Origin of the sequence: Pseudoalteromonas rubra, assembly GCF_005887095.1 — a bacterium.
GTDB classification, from domain to species: domain Bacteria; phylum Pseudomonadota; class Gammaproteobacteria; order Enterobacterales; family Alteromonadaceae; genus Pseudoalteromonas; species Pseudoalteromonas rubra_E.
Window position 1 is genome coordinate 1 of the sequence record NZ_PNCI01000013.1, and the last position, 24,538, is coordinate 24,538.

19 protein-coding genes and 1 tRNA gene are annotated in these 24,538 nt (G+C 47.2%); 1 reads left to right on the forward strand and 19 read right to left on the reverse strand.

Features of this window, described 5'->3' with window-relative positions; all coding sequences use genetic code 11:
• Positions 1-422 precede the first annotated feature (422 nt).
• The 19 genes from CWB99_RS05965 to CWB99_RS06055 all read right to left on the reverse strand — a co-directional run bounded on the left by CWB99_RS05965 (position 423) and on the right by CWB99_RS06055 (position 23,278).
• The gene (locus tag CWB99_RS05965) at positions 423-1,280 is read right to left on the reverse strand and encodes a tetratricopeptide repeat protein (RefSeq protein ID WP_138550224.1); all 858 of its coding nucleotides are present in this window, start codon (positions 1,278-1,280) and stop codon (positions 423-425) included.
• Between the two features lie 75 nt (positions 1,281-1,355).
• The gene (locus CWB99_RS05970; RefSeq protein WP_138550349.1) at positions 1,356-3,296 is read right to left on the reverse strand and encodes a DNA topoisomerase III; all 1,941 of its coding nucleotides are present in this window, start codon (positions 3,294-3,296) and stop codon (positions 1,356-1,358) included.
• Positions 3,297-3,391: 95 nt separating this feature from the next.
• Entirely contained in the window at positions 3,392-5,506 is a 2,115-nt protein-coding gene (locus tag CWB99_RS05975; RefSeq protein ID WP_138550225.1) for a methyl-accepting chemotaxis protein, read from the reverse strand.
• Between the two features lie 270 nt (positions 5,507-5,776).
• Positions 5,777-6,106 (reverse strand): Na+/H+ antiporter subunit G, encoded by a 330-nt coding sequence (locus tag CWB99_RS05980; RefSeq protein WP_138550226.1) that lies wholly within the window; start codon positions 6,104-6,106, stop codon positions 5,777-5,779.
• Positions 6,107-6,115: 9 nt separating this feature from the next.
• Entirely contained in the window at positions 6,116-6,385 is a 270-nt protein-coding gene (locus CWB99_RS05985) for a K+/H+ antiporter subunit F (RefSeq protein ID WP_010385043.1), read from the reverse strand.
• Positions 6,379-6,915, reverse strand: a complete 537-nt coding sequence (locus tag CWB99_RS05990; RefSeq protein WP_138550227.1) for a Na+/H+ antiporter subunit E — start codon at positions 6,913-6,915, stop codon at positions 6,379-6,381. Before CWB99_RS05990 ends, CWB99_RS05985 begins: the two co-directional genes overlap by 7 nt.
• Entirely contained in the window at positions 6,916-8,427 is a 1,512-nt protein-coding gene (locus tag CWB99_RS05995) for a monovalent cation/H+ antiporter subunit D (protein ID WP_138550228.1), read from the reverse strand.
• A complete protein-coding gene (locus CWB99_RS06000) occupies positions 8,424-8,798 on the reverse strand; it encodes a Na+/H+ antiporter subunit C (protein WP_138545818.1) in 375 nt (124 codons plus the stop codon). The genes CWB99_RS05995 and CWB99_RS06000 overlap by 4 nt, the downstream gene beginning before the upstream one ends.
• Positions 8,798-11,590: a monovalent cation/H+ antiporter subunit A gene (locus CWB99_RS06005; protein ID WP_138550229.1), complete on the reverse strand. Its 2,793-nt coding sequence runs from the start codon at positions 11,588-11,590 to the stop codon at positions 8,798-8,800. Before CWB99_RS06005 ends, CWB99_RS06000 begins: the two co-directional genes overlap by 1 nt.
• 231 nt (positions 11,591-11,821) lie before the next feature.
• Positions 11,822-12,994, reverse strand: coding sequence for a hypothetical protein (locus CWB99_RS06010; protein WP_138550230.1), 1,173 nt, complete (start codon positions 12,992-12,994; stop codon positions 11,822-11,824).
• A gap of 4 nt (positions 12,995-12,998) precedes the next feature.
• On the reverse strand, positions 12,999-13,901 hold the full coding sequence (nlpI, locus tag CWB99_RS06015) for a lipoprotein NlpI (RefSeq protein WP_138550231.1): 903 nt from the start codon (positions 13,899-13,901) through the stop codon (positions 12,999-13,001).
• A gap of 111 nt (positions 13,902-14,012) precedes the next feature.
• Complete coding sequence (pnp, locus tag CWB99_RS06020; RefSeq protein WP_138550232.1) at positions 14,013-16,127, reverse strand: polyribonucleotide nucleotidyltransferase; 2,115 nt, start codon at positions 16,125-16,127, stop codon at positions 14,013-14,015.
• A gap of 272 nt (positions 16,128-16,399) precedes the next feature.
• Entirely contained in the window at positions 16,400-16,669 is a 270-nt protein-coding gene (gene rpsO, locus CWB99_RS06025) for a 30S ribosomal protein S15 (protein ID WP_010385052.1), read from the reverse strand.
• A 105-nt stretch (positions 16,670-16,774) separates the two neighbouring features.
• Positions 16,775-17,710, reverse strand: coding sequence for a tRNA pseudouridine(55) synthase TruB (gene truB, locus CWB99_RS06030; RefSeq protein ID WP_138550233.1), 936 nt, complete (start codon positions 17,708-17,710; stop codon positions 16,775-16,777).
• On the reverse strand, positions 17,710-18,120 hold the full coding sequence (rbfA, locus tag CWB99_RS06035; RefSeq protein WP_054015307.1) for a 30S ribosome-binding factor RbfA: 411 nt from the start codon (positions 18,118-18,120) through the stop codon (positions 17,710-17,712). Before rbfA ends, truB begins: the two co-directional genes overlap by 1 nt.
• A 115-nt stretch (positions 18,121-18,235) precedes the next feature.
• A complete protein-coding gene (gene infB / locus CWB99_RS06040) occupies positions 18,236-20,914 on the reverse strand; it encodes a translation initiation factor IF-2 (RefSeq protein ID WP_138550234.1) in 2,679 nt (892 codons plus the stop codon).
• 29 nt (positions 20,915-20,943) lie between these two features.
• Positions 20,944-22,443 (reverse strand): transcription termination factor NusA, encoded by a 1,500-nt coding sequence (nusA, locus tag CWB99_RS06045; protein ID WP_138550235.1) that lies wholly within the window; start codon positions 22,441-22,443, stop codon positions 20,944-20,946.
• 42 nt (positions 22,444-22,485) lie between these two features.
• Entirely contained in the window at positions 22,486-22,941 is a 456-nt protein-coding gene (rimP, locus tag CWB99_RS06050; RefSeq protein WP_138550236.1) for a ribosome maturation factor RimP, read from the reverse strand.
• A gap of 260 nt (positions 22,942-23,201) precedes the next feature.
• Positions 23,202-23,278, reverse strand: a tRNA-Met gene (locus CWB99_RS06055).
• 335 nt (positions 23,279-23,613) lie between these two features.
• On the opposite strand from CWB99_RS06055, the gene CWB99_RS06060 reads away from it, so the two are divergent.
• Entirely contained in the window at positions 23,614-24,393 is a 780-nt protein-coding gene (locus CWB99_RS06060) for a delta-class carbonic anhydrase (protein ID WP_138550237.1), read from the forward strand.
• The last annotated feature ends 145 nt before the right edge of the window (positions 24,394-24,538 follow it).

The following is a 24,538-nucleotide window of genomic DNA, read 5'->3' on the forward strand; positions in this document are numbered from 1 at the left end:
TCATATTTTTAAAGAACAGTGTAACTAACCTTGGTTAGTTACCGCAGCCTTGCTGCGAAGTGGAGCGCCATATTAACCGCTTCACTGTTAAAGTCAACTAGAAAATTTAATTTTTCTTAATTAAGCTTTCCGTTTGGCTTTTCCTTCACTTGGCTCGTTGCTTTTCAGCGTTGTGCCCCGTGTCGGTGGATGCGCATTATAGGGAAATCGAAACTCAGCGCAACCCCTTTTTTGAAGAAAAGTGAGAAAAACGGCTCTCTCGAGCGATTTTTATACTAAACATGCCAAAACCCCTATCCTTGTCATCAAATATTCACCTATTTGACACATTAAAGCTGCTAGGGGATCTAAGTATTGTACATTTCAGAAGAGACGCAAGAAAAAATGGCGCTTTTTTGCGCCATTTTTATTAGAGAAAAGAATTAGTACAAAAGACTGTAGAGTTTTCGCCGGTAGCGAGCTGCAATTTCGTCGCCTTCCGGTAAGGACGCAATGATATCTAGGTAGCCTTTTTTGGCTTCTCCAAAGTTCATGTCTTTTCTTAGCACAGATATCAGGCTTTCCAAAGCATCAGCTTTCTTTCCAGCATCGACCTGGACCTGAGCCAGTTGACATAATATAGATAAATCATCCGGTGCAGCTTCAGCTTCAGCCATAAGACGCTTAAGCTCAGGTGACTCCTGAGCCTCTTTGGCTTGTTCCAGTTTCGACTTTAAGTTAGTGAAGTAGGCATCTTGTGCTTCTGCCGGGACAGACGCTAATAGCGCCTCAGCTTCTTCCACTTTTTGTATCTGAATACAGATATCTGCAAACACCAGCGAAACTCGTGGATTATCTTTTGCAACACCATAAGCTTGCTTTGCCAGTGCAAAGGCATCATTCAGTTCGCCATTAGCAAGCGCGTGCTTGGCTTGATCAAGTAAAATCAGCTCAGGTGAAGGCAGGTGCTCCGACAAAGCCTTGGAAATCTCTTCTTGTGTTTTCGCACCAGGGAGAACATCTACAGGCGTACCGCCTTTCAACACAACCAAAGTTGGTAACGCCTGAAGACCTACTTGTTGGGCCAACTGAGAAGCAAGCATTTGCTGTTGATCGCAATCTACCGTTGCAACCACTATGTTATTTGGATATTGCTGAGCAAGCGCATCAAGAATATCAGCTTGCGCAATACAATTTGGTTCCTGAGCACTAAAAAACGTCATTAATATGAGCTTTTCAGGATCCGAAGATGCCAACACCTGTTGAATGTTTTCCGGTGTAAGTGAGATTTTATTTTCCATGTTCAAACCAGCTTTGATATTTGACTATCTATATGGTGACATCCACACCAATTACAAGGCAAATATAAAATCCGATTAAGCCGCTGACTTTCGACGGCCATTTCGGGTACTTGCGCGTTTTTTAGTTCTTTTTTTAGAAAATGAGGCTCTCGAACCGGATTTACCACTTTTCAGGCCACTAAACATAGCACTGTCACTCGTATTCGCGCATTCAATAATACCTGTTATTTCATTTTCAAGGGGATGCATAAATGTCTGATAGGTTTGCTCTTTCATTGCAATTTTCGCCAGTTGAGACTCCCACAGTGCCGTTCGGTCAGGCAAAGACAGATCTTCAGGAAGTGTCTTGACAAGCGCAATACCTAGTTCTGTTGATTTAATGCTTTTGCCATTACGTTGCAAAAAGCCTCTTTTAAACAATAAATCGATGATACCGGCTCTGGTTGCCTCTGTACCCAGCCCATCAGTCTCTTTCAACACTTTCTTGATATCTGCGTTCGACACAAACCTGGCGATACCTGTCATGGCGCTTAATAAGGTTGCTTCTGTAAAGTGACTGGGGGGCTGAGTATGTTTCTCTATTACTTCTCCCTTAAAACAGTTTAGTAACTCGCCGACTTCCAGCTGGGGCAAAGTAACCTGCTTCTTTTCTTCCACTTTAAATAAACGTTTAAAGCCAAGGTCGATGATCTGTTCAGCTTTGGCAATAAACACGCCGCCAGCAATTTCTAATTCCACTTTGGTTTCTGTATACCGATAAGAAGGGTAAAACTGCGCCAGATACTGAGTACAAATTAACTGGTAAACTTGTTTTTCGTACTGGCCTAATTGAGCCGTTTTCAACTTCTTTGCTGTTGGGATAATGGCGTGATGTGCCTCAACTTTAGTATCATTCCAGCATTTGCCCCTCAAGTTCAGATCTGCGCCTGCAACTTTGTCTTCTTCCAGCCCCTGGTTATTTAATGCCGCATCTAATACTTGTCTGGACTCAGCAAAGTGCCCCTTCGGCAGATAACGATTATCAGAGCGGGGATATGTAATAAGTTTATGCTTCTCATAAAGCGCCTGACACACATCCAATACTTGTTTCGCTGACATACCAAACCGCTTGTTCGCATCGATTTGCAATGCCGATAAGTTATAAGGTAAAGGCGGGTTGTGCTTCTTCGGTTTCGCATCCACTTTCTTAACTTGGGCATTCTGGTCCAGGATCCTAGAAGCGACATTCTCAGCCAAGCCTTTGACGAGCACCCGGCCTTCCTCATCCATATAAGGCTGGCATGCCTCACTGGGTTGCCACTTGGCACAAAATTCACTCCCATCACTTTTCTTCACATAAGCTTGCACCTCATAAAAGGGCTTGGATACAAAGTTTTCAATTTCAATATCCCGCCTCACAACAAGCCCCAGGACCGGTGTTTGTACTCTGCCAACTGACAGTACTCCCTGGAACCCTGCTTTTTGCCCAACCAACGTATAAGCTCTGGTCAGATTCATACCATAGAGCCAGTCCGCTCGAGCTCTCGCTAACGCTGACACGCTTAGAGGTACAAACTCCTGATTGGAACGCATCTGATTGAGTGCTTTTTTTACAGCAGAAGGGTTTAAGTCACTGATCAGCAGTCGCTGTGTATCTTGCTTTTTGTAAACCGGGAGCTTTGCATCCTGAAGTACCTCATCAACCAGCAATTGCCCTTCCCTGTCAGGGTCGCCAGCATGAACAAGATGCTTTGCTTTTTTTATGAGCTTTTTAACAACACTCAGTTGTTTTTTTGTCTTAGGCTTTGCGTTGAACTGCCATTGCTGCGGTATAATCGGCAAATGCATCATTTGCCATTTTTTATACTTAGGATCATAGTCTTCTGGGGCAGCCTGCTCAAGTAAGTGACCAATACACCAGGTAACACAATCCCCATTGGCCAGTTCTATATAGCCATCATGCTTTTTATGAGGTTTGGGCAATACATCCGCTATGGCTCTGCCAAGGGACGGTTTTTCGGCAATATAAAGTTTCATCATTGAAATAACTGTATGTATTTACAGTTATGATAGTCAACTCTGACGTTAATTGCCAGAGTTGACCCTGTAGGACATTCAGATAGAGGTGGGACTTAGGTTTTAAGTAGATTTAACTGCTTGTGCTTTTGCTCAACTATATAGGTCAGTGCACTTGCTGCTTGCTCTACTTCATCAGCAAAGCCAGACAGTTCAGCAGCCGCGTCAGAAATCCCTGTTGTGTTGGTGCTAATTTCCTCTGTCACCATGCTTTGTTCTTCTGCCGCAGTCGCGATTTGTGTTACCTCATTTGAGATACTGCTGAGCTCGCCCACTAAGCTACTCATTAACTCTGCCGACTCCCGACAATATGAAACCGCTTGTTCACCCTGACTGACTGTCCTTTCAATGATCTGCTCTGAACCGGTGACTTCGCTTTGCAGATTATCGATAAGCTTGCTAATGTCATCGGTTGAGGCCTGCGTTTTTGAAGCCAGTGCACGTACCTCATCAGCGACCACAGCAAATCCTCGACCTTGTTCACCTGCCCTGGCCGCTTCTATCGCCGCGTTTAGCGCAAGTAAATTGGTTTGCTCAGCAATGGCGCGAATAACATCCAGGATTTTGGAAATATCACCACTGCGCTCAGAGACTTTGCCAAACGCGTTCTTCGCGTCTAATACCTGCTCGGCGATTTCCTGCACTGTCTCTGTTGTTCTGACTATACTTCGTTCACTACTTTGCACCGTCTCAACAGCATGATTTGTACTTGAAGCTGCTTTTTCCGAGGCTCTGGCCACTTCTGTTGCTGTTGCACTCAATTCGTTAATTGCGGTCACAACACTGTCTATTTCAAGATGCTGATTCGATACCTTGTTTTTTATATTGATGGCTGCTTCTGTTGTCTTGTGAGATTGGGCATATGACTCCTCAGCCAACTCTTTGAGATCAATGATCATGCTTCTGAGTTTGTCTGTGAAGCGGTTAAAGCCATTAGCCAGAGATATCAATTCAGCATGATGACTTACCTCCAGTTTATGAGTCAGGTCACCTTCGCTGGAAGCAAGACTATCGACTCGCTCCTCAATATACGTCAACGGGCCAATGATGGTGTTAATCAGCACCAGCGCAAGACCCAATGCGACAGCTGCAACGACAGTGCCCAAAAACAGCATCCAACGTCCAAGTGAGTTGGTTGACTCTTCTATTTGTTGTTCTATCTGGGTAACAGAGGCCAGTGCAACCTCCTTAGGTAATTCGATAACTAAAGACCAGGTCGTATTGGCAAGTTTGATCTCAATAGGCACAGCAATAGCGAGCATATCTCCTATTTCACTGAACCCACCTTTTTGATGTAAGTTCAACAGCTTCTCTGCGACGTCCGAGCTGACAGATTCTTTCAAAGGTCTGGCAAGTTTATCGTAATGGCTGGCACCGACAACCAATCCCAACTTACTGAGCAAAGATACTTTCGCCTGTCCCTGGTAAAGTGATTCTGATAATTCATCAACCAGCTTCTGGAATACCGGCAAGTTGACGTCAACCCCTACCAGCCCCTGAAAACGTCCGTTAACATCAACTGGTACAGTGAGTGATGTCATCAGCATCTTATTGCCTGGAGAAATCTCGTACAGATAAGGCTCCATAATACAAGGCGCCACGCTGTCGCGTGCACAGAGATACCATTCGGCTTCGCGAAGCCCAAATTCGTTACGTTTGTCTAAATACTTATCAGCCGCTGACTCAATTTGATGTTGCGTGATCCCACTGGCATCTCGGGTGAAATAGAGCTCCAGCGTACCATCTCCTGGTGCAGAGTGACTGGCACCGGACGTATTAGCTTGGTCTTGTCTGTCATAACCATTCGGTTCAAACTGAGCATACATTGAGGATACAAAACGATTTTGTTTCAATGCGCCGGCAACCAGATCTTGCACCTGAGTACGCGCCAATGGCGTGCTTACAGAAGTTTCTTTCAAAGCCCCTGCTAATGTGTAGGGTACCCGATAAGCCGAGTTGATAAACTCAGCTACCTGACGTGCATAATATTGTCCCTGTGCTGTTAGCCCTGTTCTGATCTCCTGATAAACCAGTTCTCTGAGTTGTGTACTCTGTACTTTGTTCTCTTTTTGCAGGTTCATCCACATGGTCGTTACTAGCAAAGCCACAAGGGCGGTCACCAGCGTGATCACAAACAGGACAAGCTTCTTCTTGATGGACATATGCTGCATATAAAACACTCACAAATGGTTGTTTATTTAGATAACTTTAGCAAAAGTTTCGCTTTTTTGCGTATTCTAAAATGACAGCTTTAAGTAATTATGACTACACTAATCCGCGATTTTTTTTACATTAAACAAGGGTAGTACATAATTTGTACTTATTGATAAGAGTTGAATGGGTGAGAGCAAACTAAACAGCTCAGCAGGATGAAAAGTTGGGGATACAAACAAAAGGAGTCGCTGTTGAAGCACTACAGCGACTCATGATTAAAACGAGACTCAGTCTTCCTCAATCTTGTCTTTGCCACTGGTGGGCTCGATACTGTCTAATCTGTGGTGAATTGCCGATTTAATCAACATATAACCACTGATAGGCGCGGTAATGAGCAAAAACATAGAAATTAGAATTTCTTTGACACTCACCCCTTCCCCGTAAAAACCATAGTAAGCCATTGCTGCAAATAATAAGCAGGCCATACCCAAAGTCGTTGCTTTAGTCGGTCCGTGCAGACGCATAAAGAAATCCGGCATTTTGACCAGACCTATGGAGCCGACCAAAACTAAACTGCCGCCTAACAATAACAAAAATGAAATAACCCATTCCATCATTCGCTCCCCCTATTCAATGATATCGCCGCGCAGCAGGTATTTACATACCGCCACTGTGCTGACAAAGCCAAGCAAGGCAATCAATAGTGCAGCCTCGAAATACAACGAAGTGCCCATGTTCATGCCATATAGCACTATCAGGGCAATCGTATTAATATACATGGTATCCAATGCCAGGATTCGATCAGGAATGGATGGCCCGACCACAAGTCGCCACAGATTAAGTAGCAAAGATACACCGATCATCGCAAAGACAATCAGAATCACCGTCTCTAACATGCAAAGATCTCCTTAATGGGTTTTTCGTAACGCGTTTTAATCGTGTCGATCAACGCTGCCTCATCGTCTAGATCCAGAACATGGATCAACAAGTAACGTTGTTGTGGCTCTGCGCCATCAGCCATGTCTTCAGGCCATGGATAGACTTCTGCACTCACGGTGCCCGGTGTCAGCGACACGGTGCTCGCCAAAATGGTGATCGGCATAGACTGAGCCAGATCAATGGGCACTTTTACAAATGCGGGCTTCAATTTTCGTGTCGGTCCCAGAATCTTGATTGCGACTTCAATATTGGCCATCAAAATATCGTACAAAACCATTAACAAATATTGTAGTGCCTTACCTGGTTTCAATACCAAAGGCTGTTTGGTACGGAATGGGAAAGTCGCAAGGGGAATAGCAACGGCCAAAATCGCAGCCAAGATTAAATGACCTGGTGCTACGCTGTTATTTAACAGCAACCAAACAATAAACAGCATTAGGCTGCGAAACGGCGTTGGCAACCATTTATATTTTGCTTCCAAACGCATCTAGTTTACTCCTCCTAACACGTCCTGCAGTAGCCCTGTGAAATCGTGCAACTCCTGAGCGGCAAGCAATGCATATTCACTCAGAGGACCTGCAAAAATCACCATCAATGGCGTGCACAGTACCAATAAAAGCACGGCACTGATCTGAGCTGGGTGAGCCCGTTCCTGCTCACTCTCACTTTTGCCAGTATGATGCCAAAACACAGTACTACCCGCTTTTGAGACGGAAATAAGAACCGCCAGACTCGCAACCAGATACACTAGCCAGAACCAGTTACCATACGGCGTATCCAGCGTTGATCTCAAAATCCACACTTTACCAACGAACCCGGACAAGGGTGGCATGCCTATGACTGCCACCGCGGCAATCAAAAATGCACCGCCGATTAGCAAAGGTTGCGCTACGGGTCGGCCAGCGGTGATCCTATCTGCGACTTTGCCTCTTTGCCTTGCAATAAGATCTGCTAGCAGAAATAACGCCGCACTCACTAAAGTCGAATGAACTAAGTAGTAGATGGCCGCCGCGCTACTTTGTACAGTTTGTACAGCAACCAGGGCAACCAAAGTGCCGACTGATACAACGACGAGGTTCGCCACCATTTTTCTTAAGTCCTGACTTGCTAATACCCCGATGGCACCCATCACTATGGTTGCGATTGCCAGCCACCAGAGCCAGTTTTGTGCCATGTGACTTAACTCACCTGCTTCTTCACCAAAAATCAGGGTATATACACGCATCATGGAATAAACACCCACTTTGGTCATGATAGCGAACAAAGCCGCTACGACAGGCATTGCCGTCGAATAGGTGTTAGGCAGCCACAAGTGAAGCGGCAATAATGCGCCCTTCAGAGCAAACACAACCAATAGTAACAAGCCACCTATCTTAGCCAGGTACACATCGTCACCTTGCAGTAACGTCACTTTTTGTGCCATGTCCGCCATATTTAAGGTGCCCAGCGTGCCATACAATATCCCCAAAGCAATCAGGAATACCGACGACCCAACTAAGTTCAGTATCACATACTGCAAAGCTGCACGTGTATTGCGCTTATCACCACCGTGCATCAGTAGTGAGTATGAGGCAATCAACAATACTTCAAAGAATACGAACAGATTGAATGCATCACCAGTAAGAAATGCCCCATTGACGCCTAGGACCAAAAAATGTAGCAGCGGGTGGAAAAAACTTCCCCGCTCATCGTCACCGGCACAACTGTATAAACCACACACTAGCCCCAGAAATGAAGTCAGTGTCACCAGCAGTGCAGACAAAGGATCTGCTATCAGTACGATACCAAATGGTGCAGACCAGTTACCAATGGCATAAACAGACGTGCCATGTTCCTGGGTCATCAGCAGCAAAATTGCCGATGCCACGGTAGTGAGTACGCCCATGCCCACTGAGACGATGCGACGGGCTCTGAGATTTTTGCCACAAGGTGGCATCAACATAAAAATAGCGGCCAGCATTGGCAGCAATACTGGCAAAGAAGTTAGGTGCTGCGTCATGCTTTACTTTGCTCCTTACGTTGAGAGCCAACATTGCGCGAAGCCGTGTGCACTTCACTGCCATTAACATGGTCGTTGCCCAGATCAGCACGACCCCGAATAGCCAGAATGACCACAAACGCCGTCATTGCAAAGCCTATCACAATCGCTGTCAAGACCAGCGCCTGAGGCAAAGGATCGGCATACCCGTCGCTAAACCCCAAAACCGCTGCTTTGTTCATGGTCAACCTGCCAGACGCAAACAAAAATAAGTTAACCGCATAGGACAACATAGTAAGCCCCAATACCACAGGGAAGGTCCGGGCTCGTAAAATCAGGAATACTCCGCAGGCCACTAACAGGCCTACGCAAGATGAGTACAATAGCTCCATTAAATATTTACCTCTTCTTTAGGTGCATTGGCTGTCAACTTGCCCAGGCTCGCCAGGATCATCAAAGTTGCACCAACAACCGTAATATACACACCCAAGTCAAATACCAGTGCACTGGCAAGTTCAATCTCACCAATTACCGGCAAATCAAAGTAATCAAACCAGCTGGTCAGGAACGGGCGGTCAAATGCCCAACTGCCCAAGCCTGCAATCATGGCTATGGCAATACCTGAGGCAATAATTTTGCGGTAGTTGAGTGTGAAGCGCTCTGAGATCCAATTCGACCCGTGCGCGATATACTGCAAAATAAAGGCAATCGCAGTAACCAGACCCGCAATAAAGCCTCCCCCGGGCAAGTTATGGCCACGCAGGAAAATGTATACCGACACCAATAGGGCCAACGGTAACAAGCTTTGTGAAATAGACGCCAACAGGATGGGGTAACGTTCTCTTGCCCAGGGGCGACCCTCTGAGTCACTACCTGGCATAAATAGCGGCAAATTAATCAAAAGCTTATAAATACCCAGGGCGGCGATACCTAGTACAGTTATTTCGCCCAAAGTATCGAAACCACGGAAGTCGACCAAAATAACATTCACCACATTGGTACCGCCACCTCCTGTCTTTGCATTTGCAAGGAAGAAGTCTGAAATAGAACTCAGTGGACGTGTGATCAAGGCATAACAAATACTCCCCACGATGACACCAATGGCAGAAGCAATACCCAGATCGCGCAACACCCGCACCGAGCTACTCTCTTTCGGTGTTCTTTGCGGCAAGAAGAATAGCGCCAGCATCAACAGAATAATGGTGACAACTTCAACAGTTAACTGAGTAAGTGCCAAATCCGGGGCAGAGAAGCGAGTAAATGCAACGGCCACCATCAGGCCCACAACCGAGATCATCAACAAGGCAACCATACGTGTGCGATGCCAGATAACTGTGCCTATCGCACCAATCATCAGCAAACCTGCACCAATCGCATTGTGTACATCGATAGGTGTTGGTTTGTTTTCACCAACTAGCTGGCTCATTTCGAACAGCGGCCAGCCTGCACTTAACAGCACCACCAACAGCATCAGCATCAGGTATCGTTGTAACGACCCATTTTCGATGGCATCAATGCGCGCACGACTCCAGCTGACCAGTCTATACATCGCATGCTCAAACCCTTTTTTCGCATTAAGGGGAGGCAATGAAGCCTGGAATGTAAACAGATAACGGCGCTGTGTGTAGATCAACAGACCACCACATACAGCGATGCCGCTCATCAGCAGAGGCAGATTAAAGCCATGCCAGATGGCAATTTTAAATTCAGGTGGTTCCCCGCCCAATACTGCAGCAGAGGCAACGTTAAGAATATCACTGACGATAAAGCCCGGGAACATGCCCACAATCAGACACAATGCGACCAAAACTTCGATAGGCACACGCATGTAACGTGGTGCCTCGTGTGGCTCCTTAGGCAAGCCCACCGGCTCTCCGTTGAAAAACACATCGTGGATAAAACGGGCCGAGTATGCCACAGAAAAGGCAGCGGCAATGGTTGCCAGAATCGGGATCAGCCAGGACATTGAGCCAAGCAGCTGCTGGTGCAAGGTTTCAGCAAAGAACATTTCTTTCGATAAGAAGCCGTTCAACAGCGGAACACCCGCCATAGATGCTGCTGCCACCATGGCAAGCGTTGCTGTGTATGGCATAAATCGCCACATCCCATTTAGCTTGCGCATATCTCGTGTGCCGGTTTCGTGATCTATGATCCCGGTAGCCATAAATAATGAGGCTTTGAAAGTCGCATGATTGATAATGTGGAAGATAGCCGCGACCGTTGCCAGTTCAGTATCCAGGCCCAGCAACAAGGTTATCAGGCCTAGATGGCTAATGGTCGAGAATGCCAGTAGTCCTTTGAGGTCATGCTTGAATAAAGCGATATAGGCACCGACCAGCAAAGTCACAAGACCGGTTAACCCAACCAGAATAAACCAAATTTCGGTTCCGGCCAGTGCCGGATAGAAACGAGCCAGTAAAAAGATACCCGCTTTAACCATAGTTGCGGAGTGTAAGTAAGCACTCACAGGCGTTGGTGCAGCCATGGCATGTGGCAGCCAGAAATGGAATGGGAACTGCGCAGATTTAGTGAATGCACCCAGTAATACCAGGATCAGAGCCAGTTCATACAAGTCATGAGCCTGGATCAGTTCACGGCTGGCAAGAATGATGTCTAAGTCATAACTCCCGACAATATCACCCAGCAACAGCAAGCCGGCAAGCAGAGCCAGGCCACCGCCACCAGTGATAGCCAATGCCATTTTGGCGCCTTTACGGGCTTCTGATTTGTGCCACCAGTAACTGATAAGCAAAAAGGAACTGATACTGGTCAATTCCCAGAACAGCCATAATTGCAACACATTGTTCGACATCACGATGCCAAGCATCGCCGTCATAAATAACATGAGGTATGCGTACAGCTTGGGAATGGAATCGTTACTGCTGAGATAGTAACGCGCATAGAAGATCACCAATATGCCGATCCCCAGGATCAGGAACACGAACAACAATGATAAACCATCTAAGCGGAATGAGAGTTCTAAGCCCAACAGCGGGATCCACTCAATCGTGGTACGCAGCTGTTCATTGGCAAACACCTCCGGAGCCATATAGCAGGCCAGCGCAAGTGCCAGTCCGGGCGCAAGCAAAGTCACCGCAGTCGAGTGATTGCGGGATAGTTTACCTGTAAACGATGAGAGTAAACTGCCTAATAAGGATAGCAAGGGTATCCAAAGCAATGTCATAAAGAAAACCTTTTATCTTCAATAACCGTAAATAACGGAACAGCGCGCAGTGTGTAGCTAGTGTTATGCATAGACTATCTGATTTATTTTGCGCACGTTTTTATCACACATAACGCTTACCAGTTATACTTGATTAGTATTTGAGTTGTCTAGACTTTCGCGCTCTATACGCTGCCATTTTAGCCAACATTTACAAACAATTCAGATTAAATTCATAAATAAACTGGGCTTTTAACCCTTAGCGGCTAATTTGACCTGAATAAATCGCTGAAAGTTAGTGGGTTTATTGCGCTGTTGCTGAAATGCCAATAACCAAAGTTCTTTGTAACGTGCTGACAACGCCAGGCTCTGATATTGCATATTGGACATGGCTTGCTGAGGTTTATAGGCAGGCAGCTCTCCTGCCTCGCAGCTGTGGCTGGGGTACCAACCCTTCGGAGGCGTGTGGCCTACATATAAATTTGGCGCCTTATGGCCAGGAGTCGCACATAACCACTGAGCTTTATCTATACCAATGGCATACTCATCTTCAAAGCCACTAAAGTGCATCAATTCATGAATAAACACCTTGTAGTCACTTTTGAGGTTTAGAGTCATGACTCCACGGCTGACGTTGGCCTCACCCTGCCCTGTCATCAACACTAAGTGATCCGCCGAAGACCAGTGTGCTCTGTCAGGCATGGTAATAACATCACAATGTGCATACTTGCGTGCTTTCACACCACACTGTAAGTCTGCTCCCATATAGATCGGACCTGCAAAGCAATAGCTTCCGGCATATGGCAAAGGTGCTACAAGATACTGTGCCTTTAGCTGTTCCAGTTTATTAAGTCCCAGCCAGGAGTCACTCAACATAAGTACTCGACGCTGACATGCTGCATTATCCCAGCTGACCTTATCTAGTGTGTCCACCCCAAGTCGGTTCAAATCAGAACGACCAAGCTGACCTGGAGACACCCCTTGCATAAGTTGTGACAATGTCATGTATGGCTGGGGCAGGGAAAACTGAGCAGATAGCTGAATTATCTCAGGAACAGCCTGAATCGCAGTTAGTGATTGCAGTAAACGCCTATGAGCTTGTGCGCTGACAGCGTCCCAGTGTGCGCTGGCAAGCATTACAGCAGTGTGCAAATCGCCTTTTTCGAGTAACCTGATCGCCCTCTCGAAAGTCGCCTCTGGCGATCCCAGTTGGCGTAATGCCAGTACAGTGTCATTGGGTACCTCAGGCAACAATAAACTGGCCTGTCGGGTGTCGAGGTAAAAACTCTGTGGGCTGCGCTTGAGCAAAGCTAACTGTGCCTGACGCACATTGGGGGAGCTCATTAGCCAAGGATTGGCCGTACTGCCCGCTATGAGAGTGATGCTAACCAGCATTACCACATAGCGAAGCACAGAAGCAGACATAGCGTTAGCCTACATCCGCCTGATTCATTTCATCAGCGATGATTTGCAATTCCAGACGAGCATATTTGTGCTCGACAAATTCATACACATTGGTGGCAAGTGCCAGTTTAAAATATTCGATAGCCTTACCTGTCTTACCTTCAAATTGGTAACGCTTGGCAAGATAGAAGTAGGCTTCGCACAGACGTTCAGCAAACTCCTGCTGCGACTTCACACCATCTCCAACCTGTGCAAGGAATGCCTGCTGAGACAACTCCCCCAGATATAACTGCACCAGCTGTGTTGCCCATTCGTCATTATTTAATGCCTGGCTATGCTGCTTAAGGGCCGCTTTTGCCGCAACTGGGTCGATTTCTGACTCTGCAAGATAGAGCCACATGAGCCGGTACGGGTCCTGAGGAGAACGTGCCAGAAAAGCCTCAAAATCACTCACGGCCAGTGCCGGACGTTCACCGTAATACAAGGCAATACCACGATTTAAATAGGCGTATTCATGATCTGTATTTAGTTCAAGCACCGCATCGAACATTTCGTATGCTGTACCGTACTCTTGTCGCAGTGTGTGGTGAATGCCCAGGAAATTGTAGACTTCTGCCAAATCTGGCTTGAGTTTGACTGCGCGATTAAAGTCTATCCGTGCTAATGTGGTTAACCCCAGGCTGTCATATAGCATGCCGCGGTTATAAAACAGCTGCGCCTGTTGATCATTATCCAGCGTTTTGTTCTGCAACAACTCACTGTATCTGGCGATGGCGATTTCATTGCGAAAGTTAGCCGCCAGTGGTACAGCAAAAGGCACTGTCACATTGGGTGTATCAACGGCCTGCTGAGTTGACTGACATCCCAGCAAACTCATACATAGCAAAGGTAATAATAACAGTCTCAATCTATTTCCCCTTTTGGGCATGTTGCGAATCGGTGATCCGCTCGTCGCTACTCGGTTCGAGCGATCATTAAAGCATAAAAAAAGGGGCCATTCAGCCCCTTTCATCGAAACTCATTGTTTCTTTGTCAGATCTTACTCAGCAGCAGGTGCCGCTTCTGACTCTAATGCTTCTTTGATGCTCAGACGCACACGACCCTGACGGTCTACTTCCAGTACTTTTACCTTCACTTCCTGGCCAACGCTCAGGTGATCAGCCACGTTGTTTACGCGCTCTTTGCTGATCTGTGAAATGTGTACCAGACCATCTTTACCAGGCAGTACGTTTACGAAAGCACCAAAGTCTACGATGCGGTTTACTTTACCTGTGTAGATAGTGCCTACTTCCAGCTCAGCAGTCAGCGCTTCGATGCGAGCAATCGCTTCTTTCGCGCTGTTACCATTGGTTGCAGCAATCTTAATGGTACCGTCATCTTCGATTTCGATAGTTGTATCTGTTTCTTCCGTCAGCTGACGGATCACCGCGCCACCTTTACCGATTACGTCAGCAATCTTCTTCGGTGGAATGTTCATGGTGTAGATACGTGGTGCGAACTCAGACAGGTCCTGAGATGGGCTGGCGATTGCCTGGTCCATCACGCTCAGGATATGCAGACGTGCTGCTTTTGCCTGACGCAGTGCGATCTGCATGATTTCTTTCGTGATACCTTCAATCTTGATATCCATCTGAAGTGCAGTTACACCGGCGCTGTTACCCGCTACTTTAAAGTCCATGTCACCCAGGTGATCTTCGTCACCCAGGATGTCAGAAAGTACGACAAAGTCATCGCCTTCTTTAACCAGACCCATCGCGATACCCGCAACAGATGACTTGATTGGTACACCCGCATCCATCAGGGCCAGAGACGTACCACATACAGACGCCATTGAAGACGAACCGTTTGATTCAGTGATCTCAGAAACCACACGTACAGAGTACGGGAATTCTTCAAGCGTTGGCATAACCGCTTGTACACCGCGCTTAGCCAGGTTACCGTGACCAATTTCACGACGCTTAGGCGAACCAATGAAACCTGTCTCACCCACACAGAATGGAGGGAAGTTGTAGTGCAGCATAAAGTGATGCTTCTGCGTGCCAATCAGGTTGTCCATCATTTGTGAATCGCGTTCTGTACCTAAGGTAGCAGTAACCAAAGCCTGAGTTTCACCACGTGTGAAGATGGCTGAACCGTGTGTGCGTGGCAATACGCCCGTCATCACGTCAAGTGCACGAACCATGTCTGGTTCACGGCCATCGATACGCTTCTCACCCGCGATGATACGGCCACGTACGATTTTCTTCTCAAGTGAGCTGAACAGCTTAGACACTTCCTGCTCGTCCAACGCATCGCCTTCAGCCAGCTCAGCAGTTAACTTCTCAACCACTTCTGCTTTTGCTTCGCTTAGTGCGTCTTTACGTGCCACTTTATCAGTGATGCGGTAAGCGTCACCGACTTTTTGTTCAGCGATGGCTGCGATTTTGTCAGACAGCTCAACGTTTTTCTCTGGTGCAGTCCAGTCCCAAGCCGGCTTGCCTGCTTCTGCAGCAAACTCGTTCACAGCCTTGATGATAGCCTGTGATTGCTCATGACCATAGACAACCGCGCCCAGCATTTCTTCTTCAGTCAGAATTTCAGCTTCTGACTCAACCATCAGTACGGCACCTTCGGTACCAGCAACAACCAGGTCAAGCTTACTTTGCTCAAGTTCTGTCACTGACGGGTTCAGTACGTACTGACCATCAGTGAAACCAACGCGCACGGCGCCGATTGGGCCATTGAACGGCACGCCAGAAATTGCCAGCGCCGCAGAAGTACCAATCATTGCAACCATGTCTGGTTGAATTTCAGGGTTTGAAGAAACCACTGTCGCGATAACTTGTACTTCGTTTACAAAGCCTTCCGGGAACAGAGGACGAATTGGACGGTCAATCAGACGCGCAATCAGCGTTTCATTGTCTGAAGGACGGCCTTCACGCTTCAGGAAACCACCAGGGATACGGCCTGCCGCATACATTTTTTCCTGATAGTTTACTGTCAGAGGGAAAAAGTCCTGACCAGGTGCAGCTTCACGCTTACCTACAACAGTGACTAGTACAGAAGTGTCACCAATACTGGCCAATACAGCACCGTCAGCCTGACGCGCAATTGCGCCCGTTTCCAGGGTTACTGTGTGTTGACCAAGTTGGAATTCTTTAATAATTGCTTGCACAAATATATTCCTTACAAAAATAACATATAAGCGCCAACAACGACCAATTACAGTCTTAAGCGGACTAAAGTGACTAATAACTATTTGATAAAAAAGGCTAAACCAAACAGAGCTAGATGATCCGCTTAAGCACTACAATTGGCTGCAGACTTGGCGCTGAACCACCAGAATGGCAGCTCGGGCATAAGTATACTGAGTATATACCCACAAAAAAAGGGGCGATTTAGCCCCTTTTTTCTTATCGGATAAAAATCCGACAAATAATCAAGTTCTTAGCGACGTAGGCCAAGCTCTTTGATTAGTGCAGAGTAACGCTCTACGCTCTTACCTTTAAGGTAGTCAAGCAGGTTACGACGCTGGCTTACTTTACGTAGCAGACCACGACGTGAGTGGAAGTCATGCTTGTGGTTCGCGAAGTGACCTTGTAGCTTGTTGATATCAGCAGTTAACAGTGCAACCTGAACTTCAGGAGAACCAGTGTCGCCTTCTGCGCGTGCGAATTTTGCTACGATTTCTGCTTTTTCTTGATTGCTTAGTGACATAATAAACTCCAATTGTTTAAGTAATGCTTCAGCCGATCACTAATTCAGCCAAAGCGACAAAGCGGGCGGCATTGTATCAGCAATTACCCCCGCTGACAAAAAATTTTATTGTGCGCTGGATAGCGCGCGTTTGGCCTTTAAATGGCCGTGCTGATTGCGCTCACCAATACCAACAAAGCGACCATCAGCCACCACTTTCAATACACCCTCAGGTAGCTCACCAACCACCACGGTCTGACCATGACTGAATGCTACACCTTGCTCGGCGGTTATCTCTACCGCTGGCAAATCAACCAGTGCAGTATCCATAGGGAGTAACAGCGCATCAATGTAAGTCGACGGCGGCAAATCTTCTGCTTTGGCCTGTTGAAGTTTTTCTTCGAGCTCTTCCAGCGTGATCATTTTATCACTCGGATAGTGGCCCACTTCAGAGCGATGCAGCATAATGACATGTGCCCCACAGCCCAGCTTCTCGCCCAGGTCATCCACTATGGTACGAATGTAAGTCCCTTTTGAGACATGCACCGTCATCTGGATCTCTTGCGCCTGCTCGTCGTATTCATCCAAGGTGATCGAATAGACGTTGATCTTGCGGCACTTACGTGGCACTTCGATACCTTCACGGGCGTACTTGTACAAAGGCTGCCCCTGATATTTGAGCGCCGAATACATCGATGGGTACTGATCAGACTCCCCCAGAAAACTGGCGACGTCCTGCTCTAGCTGCTCGCGAGTGATTTGTACCGGACGCGTTTCGACCACTTCGCCATCAGAGTCTGAGGTCGTGGTACGTTCGCCTAACTTGGCACGGACAACATAGGTTTTGTCAGTATCCAAAAGGAACTGCGTAAACTTGGTCGCTTCACCAAAGCAGATTGGCAGCATGCCCGTTGCCAGCGGATCGAGTGCGCCTGTGTGGCCCGCTTTTTGCGCAAAGTAAATACCTTTGGCTTGTTGCAGGGCTTTATTGGAGGAGATCCCCTGCGGCTTGTTAAGCAGCACAATCCCGTCTATCGGGCGACCTTTACTACGACGCGCCATCAGGCTTCTCCGTCGTCGCTTTTCGTATCTGACTGCGCTTCGTCACCACGCTTTTCATTGTCTTTGCGGATCACTTCATCAACCAGGTTAGAAATGCGCATGCCTTCCATCAGTGAGTTGTCCAGCACAAAGCGTAATTCAGGCATGATCCGGGCGCGGATCCGTTTGCCCAGCAACGAGCGGATGTAGCCTGTCGCTTCATTTAAAATAGACAGGTTTTCTTTGGTTTTATCGTCATCACCACCGAGGACAGTGATAAAGACTTTGGCGTAGGACAGATCGCGCGATACTTCTACAGCCGATACAGTGACCATGCCCAAACGCGGATCTTTAATCTCACGCTGCAAAATCACGGCAATTTCTTTTTGGATCTGTTGTGCAACACGATCAGTACGAGAAAATTCTCTCATTTTCACCACTTCAATTTAATCATTAAAACGGGCAATGCATACAATCGCCCACTAGAGGAAACACAAACACAAATGGGGGCTAACGCCCCCATTTCAAGGTTGAACCCTGATTGACTTACAACGAGCGTTGTACTTCAACGGTTTCGAATACCTCGATTTGGTCACCGACCTTAACGTCATTATAGTTCTTAACGCCGATACCACATTCCATGCCGTTACGAACTTCTGCCACGTCATCTTTAAAGCGACGCAGTGATTCAAGCTCACCTTCGTAAATAACAACATTGTCACGCAGTACACGGATAGGTGCGCTACGTTTAACCACACCTTCGGTTACCATACAACCCGCAACAGAGCCAATCTTAGGCGACTTGAACACGTCACGTACTTCAGCCAGACCAATGATCTCTTGCTTGAATTCAGGTGCCAGCATGCCCGACATTGCCTGCTTCACTTCTTCGATCAGGTCGTAGATTACGCTGTAGTAACGCAGATCCAGATTTTCAGCTTCAATCACTTTACGTGCAGAGGCATCAGCACGAACGTTAAAGCCCACGATGATAGCGTTAGACGCAGCAGCCAGCGTTGCGTCAGTTTCAGTGATACCACCTACGCCGCTACCAACGATCTTCACTTTAACTTCGTCTGTAGACAGTTTAACCAAAGAATCAGAGATGGCTTCGATTGAACCCTGTACGTCTGCTTTCAGTACTACGTTCACTTCAGACACATCGCCTTCAGTCATGTTGGTAAACATGTTTTCAAGCTTCGCTTTTTGCTGACGCGCCAGTTTCACATCACGGAATTTACCCTGACGATATAGTGCAACTTCACGTGCTTTACGCTCGTCTTTAACAACGGTTGCTTCGTCACCGGCAGCTGGTACACCCGACATACCCAGGATCTCAACCGGAATTGAAGGACCTGCAGTCGTGATGTCTTTACCGTTTTCGTCTTTCATTGCACGAACACGGCCATATTCAAGACCACACAGTACGATATCGCCCTGGTTAAGCTCACCAGACTGAACCAGTACAGTTGCAACCGGACCACGACCTTTATCAAGACGAGATTCGATAACCACACCTGATGCCATGCCTTTGTGTGCCGCTTTCAGCTCAAGCAGTTCAGACTGCATCAGAATCGCTTCAAGCAGGTCGTCAATGCCCAGGCCTGTTTTCGCTGAGATGTGAACGAACTGCGTATCACCGCCCCACTCTTCAGGAATAACGTCCAGCTGAGCCAGTTCGTTTTTAACGCGATCCGGGTCAATGCCTTCTTTATCCATTTTGTTTACAGCGATGATCAGAGGGACTTCTGCCGCTTTGGCGTGTTGTACCGCTTCTTTAGTCTGTGGCATTACACCATCGTCAGCTGCAACAACCAGAACAACGATATCAGTCGCTTTGGCACCACGTGCACGCATTGAGGTAAACGCTGCGTGTCCCGGAGTATCCAAGAAAGTGATCATGCCGCCTTCTGTTTCAACATGGTATGCACCGATGTGCTGAGTAATACCACCAGCCTCGCCAGCAGCAACCTTAGCTTTACGGATGTAATCCAGTGTTGAAGTTTTACCGTGGTCAACGTGACCCATAACGGTAACAACTGGTGCACGTTGCTCTAGCGCTTCACTTTCGTTACGCTCGCTCAGTACTTTTTCTTCCAGCTCGTTCTCTTTCACCAGAACAACTTTGTGGCCCATTTCTTCAGCCACAACCTGCGCAGTTTCCTGATCGATGACCTGGTTAATGGTAACCATTTCACCCATCTTCATCATGGTCTTAACGACTTCAACGCCTTTAACAGCCATGCGTGATGCCAGCTCAGCAACCGTAATGGTCTCGCTGATACGGACTTCCTGCTTCACTTCGCTAACTGGCTTCTTAAAGCCATGCTGTAGTGAGGTAGGTGCTTTAAGCTTGCCTTTTTTACCTTTGCCACGTACTGGCTGAGCCACTTTTTCAGCTGGCTTTTTCTTCTTCTTACGACGTGCACTCTTTTCTTCCTGTGCATCTGACTCGTCTTCGGCTTCACGCGCGTAAGTCGATGTCGTAAGGTGGTGATCTGCAGAAGCTTCGCGACGTGCACGCTCTTCTTCTTCAGCTTTCCAGCGGGCTTCATTCTCTTCTGCTAAACGCTTAGCTTCTTCTGCTTTACGCTTGGCTTCTTCTTCTGCTTTCTTTAGGGCAGCCGCTTCTGCTTCTTTGCGCAGACGCTCTGCTTCTAGTTTCTCTTTCTCTTGTTGGGCGCTATCCACTTCTTCACTCTGCTGTTCTTTCGCTTGACGTTCAGCTTGCGCTGCACGTTTTGCCTCATCTTTAGCCTTGCGCTCAGCTTCCTCTAGTGCCTTACGCTCGGCTTCCTCTTGTGCCTTACGCTCGGCTTCTTCTTTGGCTTTTTGCTCAGCTTCTTGCTGAGCTTTCAACTCTGCTTCTTTGCGCGCAGCTTCCTCTGCAGCGAGTCTTTCCTGCTCTTTCTGCTGCTCGATTGCGCTCTTTTTAACGTAAGTGCGCTTTTTACGTACCTCAACCTGAACGGATTTTGCTTTGCCATGTGAGCCGGTCACACTTAATGTGCTCTTGCTCTTGCGTTGCAAAGTCATACGCTCCGGTCCTTCCGAACCGGTACCGCCATGTTGTTTACTCAAATGGTCCAGCAATTGTGCTTTCTCGTTTTCAGTAACATGGTCGCCAGTGGCTTTGGTGATCCCTGCATCTGCCAACTGCTGGAGTAATTTATCAACAGTTGTACCAATGTTTTCGGCTAGTTTCTCTATGCTCACTTCTGCCATATTATGCGTTACCTCCCGTTAATAAACTACTATTGCTCACCAAACCAACAAATATTACGTGCGGCCATGATCAAGTCACCCGCTTGTTGTTCAGATAATTCAGTGATTTCGACTAATTCGTCAATGCCCTGCTCAGCCAGATCTTCCAGCGTGATCACCCCTTTACTGGCCATAACAAACGCCAGGTGACGGTCCAGACCTTCAAGATTCAGCAGATCTTCTGCAGGTTCTGCGCCCTCCAGGCTTTCTTCGTCACGCAGCGCTTTCGTTGTCAATGCGTCTTTTGCACGCTTACGCAGCTCTTCCACTGTGTCTTCGTCCAGACCATCGATTTCCAGGAACTCTGCAACTGGTACGTAGGCCACTTCCTCAAGTGTTGAGAAGCCTTCGTTGATCAGCAAGGTTGCGAAGTCATCGTCAATGTCCAGCGCTTCGGTGAACAGGTTGATCAGTTTGTCAGACTCTTCTGAGCTCTTGCGCTCCATGTCTTCCACTGTCATCACGTTCAGTTCCCAACCCGTCAATTGACTGGCAAGACGTACGTTCTGACCGTTACGACCAATCGCCTGCGCCAGGTTGTCGGCTTCTACCGCGATTTCCATCGTACGCGTGTCTTCATCCATCACGATCGATGCCACTTCTGCCGGCGCCATAGCGTTGATAACAAACTGAGCCGGGTTGTCATCGTACAGGACGATATCAACGCGCTCGCCACCTAATTCAGTAGACACAGCCTGTACACGCGCACCGCGCATACCCACACATGCGCCGACAGGGTCGATGCGTTTGTCATTTGATTTTACCGCAATTTTTGCGCGTGATCCTGGATCACGTGCAGCACCTTTGAGCTCGATCATCTCTTCGCCGATTTCAGGTACTTCAATGCGGAATAGTTCCATCAGCATTTCAGGCTTAGAGCGTGTTACAAACAGCTGCGCGCCACGCGCTTCTGGCTTAACCGCGTAAAGCAGACCACGTACGCGGTCACCCGGACGGAAGCTCTCACGCGGCAACATGTCTTCACGGTAAATAACCGCTTCAGCGTTATTGCCCAGATCAAGTACCACGGTGTCACGTGATGCTTTTTTCACCACACCGGTAACCAGCTCACCTTCCTGATCTTTATAAGCGTCAACAATTAGTGCTCGCTCTGCTTCACGAACCTTTTGAACGATGACCTGTTTTGCCATCTGAGTCGTGATACGGTCGAACTGGATAGATTCAATCTGTTCTTCAACAAAGTCACCAAGTTGAATGTCAGGCTCTTCAACCTGTGCCGCTTCAAAAGTGATCTCTGCGTAAGGGTTTTCCAAAGAGCCGTCTTCTTGCGGATTTACCACCATCCAACGACGGAAAGTGTCATACTCACCAGTCTTACGGTCGATAGAAACGCGCACTTCGATCTCACCATCGTGTTTCTTTTTGGTGGCCGTCGCTAGTGCGAACTCTAATGCTTCAAAAATCTTTTCTTTTGGGACTGCTTTTTCATTGGAAACAGCTTCTGCAACCAATAATATTTCTTTTGCCATAAGTATTGCCTCGCTTGCCCTTTTTTCCTTCGCACCTAATTTTTAAAATTTTGCGATCATGTTCGCGCGCTCGATGTTGCTGAGCATAAGGTGATGCTCCTGGCCATCGACGGATAGCGTGATCATATCGCCATTAACTGCAATTAAGTCGCCTTTAAAGTTTCGGCGACCTTCCTGTGGAAGCTTTGTACGCAAGCGCACTTCTTCGCCCACTGCCTGCTCGTAATGAGCTTGTTTGAATAATGGTCTGTCTACACCAGGTGAAGACACTTCCAGGTTGTATTCATTTGTAATGGGGTCCTCGACATCCAGAATGGCACTGACCTGACGACTCACATCTGCACAGTTATCCACATTGATACCATTTTCATGGTCAATATAGATGCGCAGTGTCGAATGACGACCAGCTTGCATCACTTCCAGACCGAGCAATTCGAAGCCACAGGCTTCAACAGCCGGCTCTAACATAGTCGTTAATTCTTGCTCGAGTTTTGTCACAAATTACCTCCATACAAACAAAAAAAGGGCTCAAAAGCCCTAATGATTCAGCTGTTTGCTTCTGGGCTGGGCTCTATTGCTTAGCTCCAGATACAACAACGCCCCGAACCAAGCGGGGCGTCACACCAAAAACAAACTGTGTGGCCAGTGGCCGAGCTTGGTTGCGGGCTGTATCAGCCTAAATTAAGCATATGCTTAAACGCAAAACGCGCATTACGATGAATGCGCGAACTGTAAGAAATGAATACATTTCTTAAGCTTGGTTGCGGGAGCCGGATTTGAACCGACGACCTTCGGGTTATGAGCCCGACGAGCTACCAGGCTGCTCCATCCCGCGTCAACGTGCAGTCTAGCTGCATCAACTGGCGTGTATTATAGAGAGAGTTGTATAAATACGCAACCTTAGATACCGCCTTTAACTAAAATGACGCTTTAGTGCATTGCCTTCGCCACCTATCAAGACGAGACGCTTAAACCATAGTGACTACACAGCAAACAATCGAAATATTTTACCATTACACAATTAGAGATCGAGAATAACGAACAAAAACATCGAGATTAACTTATAAAAAACCATTCGTTCACAATATTTTACCATTTAGCTTGTTCTTAAAAGTTAAACATCTATACTGGCGGCCCATCGAGTTAATATAAATTGATGGAGAACCAGTCATGAAAAAGGTATTTATAGGCGTCTCGATGACAGCGCTAACACTACTTTCCTTTAACACCCTCGCGAATAGCTGCGAAGGGTTTGGTCCGCAAACCCCGCGCGATATCGATCAGTTGCATGGGGAGAACAAACGTGTATTTTCACTCGCCCCACCTGCCAGTGAAATGAACTTATGTAATATCCACTTTCATAAAAACGCTGAACATAAGGCAAAAGACTTTTCTGTTTTTGCCGGCAACGGTAAATACGGTGGCTACCAGTGTAACGCCACCAGCAGCCTGACAGAGGCTGAATTACGCGCACCAAAAGGCAAGGTCTGTAAAAACGTAAAACCAGGTGACACCATAGAAGTACATTGGGTACACAGTTCGTGTGACGTTGCTCCTGGTAAAGGTTTAGGTTCTTGTTTAAGTAATGAATGTGCAAACCCAGATCTGCGTGTTGAAACTCAGGTTTTCCTCGTTGTGAATGATGAAGATGCATTAGATTTTAATGACTTAAGCTACGATGGTAACATAGTCAATGGCTATCATCAGGCAAAGTACATCCCACAAACGACCGGTAAACCGGTAGAGTTCTTGGGCTCAACAACCGGGCCAAGCTACAACGACAAGCAATGTTCACCCCTTCAGGTCACCTGGAGTGTCAGACCTGCTTGTGCCAAAGTTGATATCAACAGTTTGGCCAAATGGTGTGAAGACAACGTATTTGAAGAAGATCACGCCCATGGTGTCAGGCAGTTAGTCACCGATCCCAAGTTACTTTCTCCGATTAAATAGTGTTTTTCGGGCTATCAGCTTCGCCATAGTGGTGAGCTGATAGCGACCTGTCGAGCTTTTTAAACGCAATAATTCGGATAAAGTTTGCGCATCAGATCATATTCTACCTATACTGAAGTTGATGGCGCATGTCGTACCGCAATTC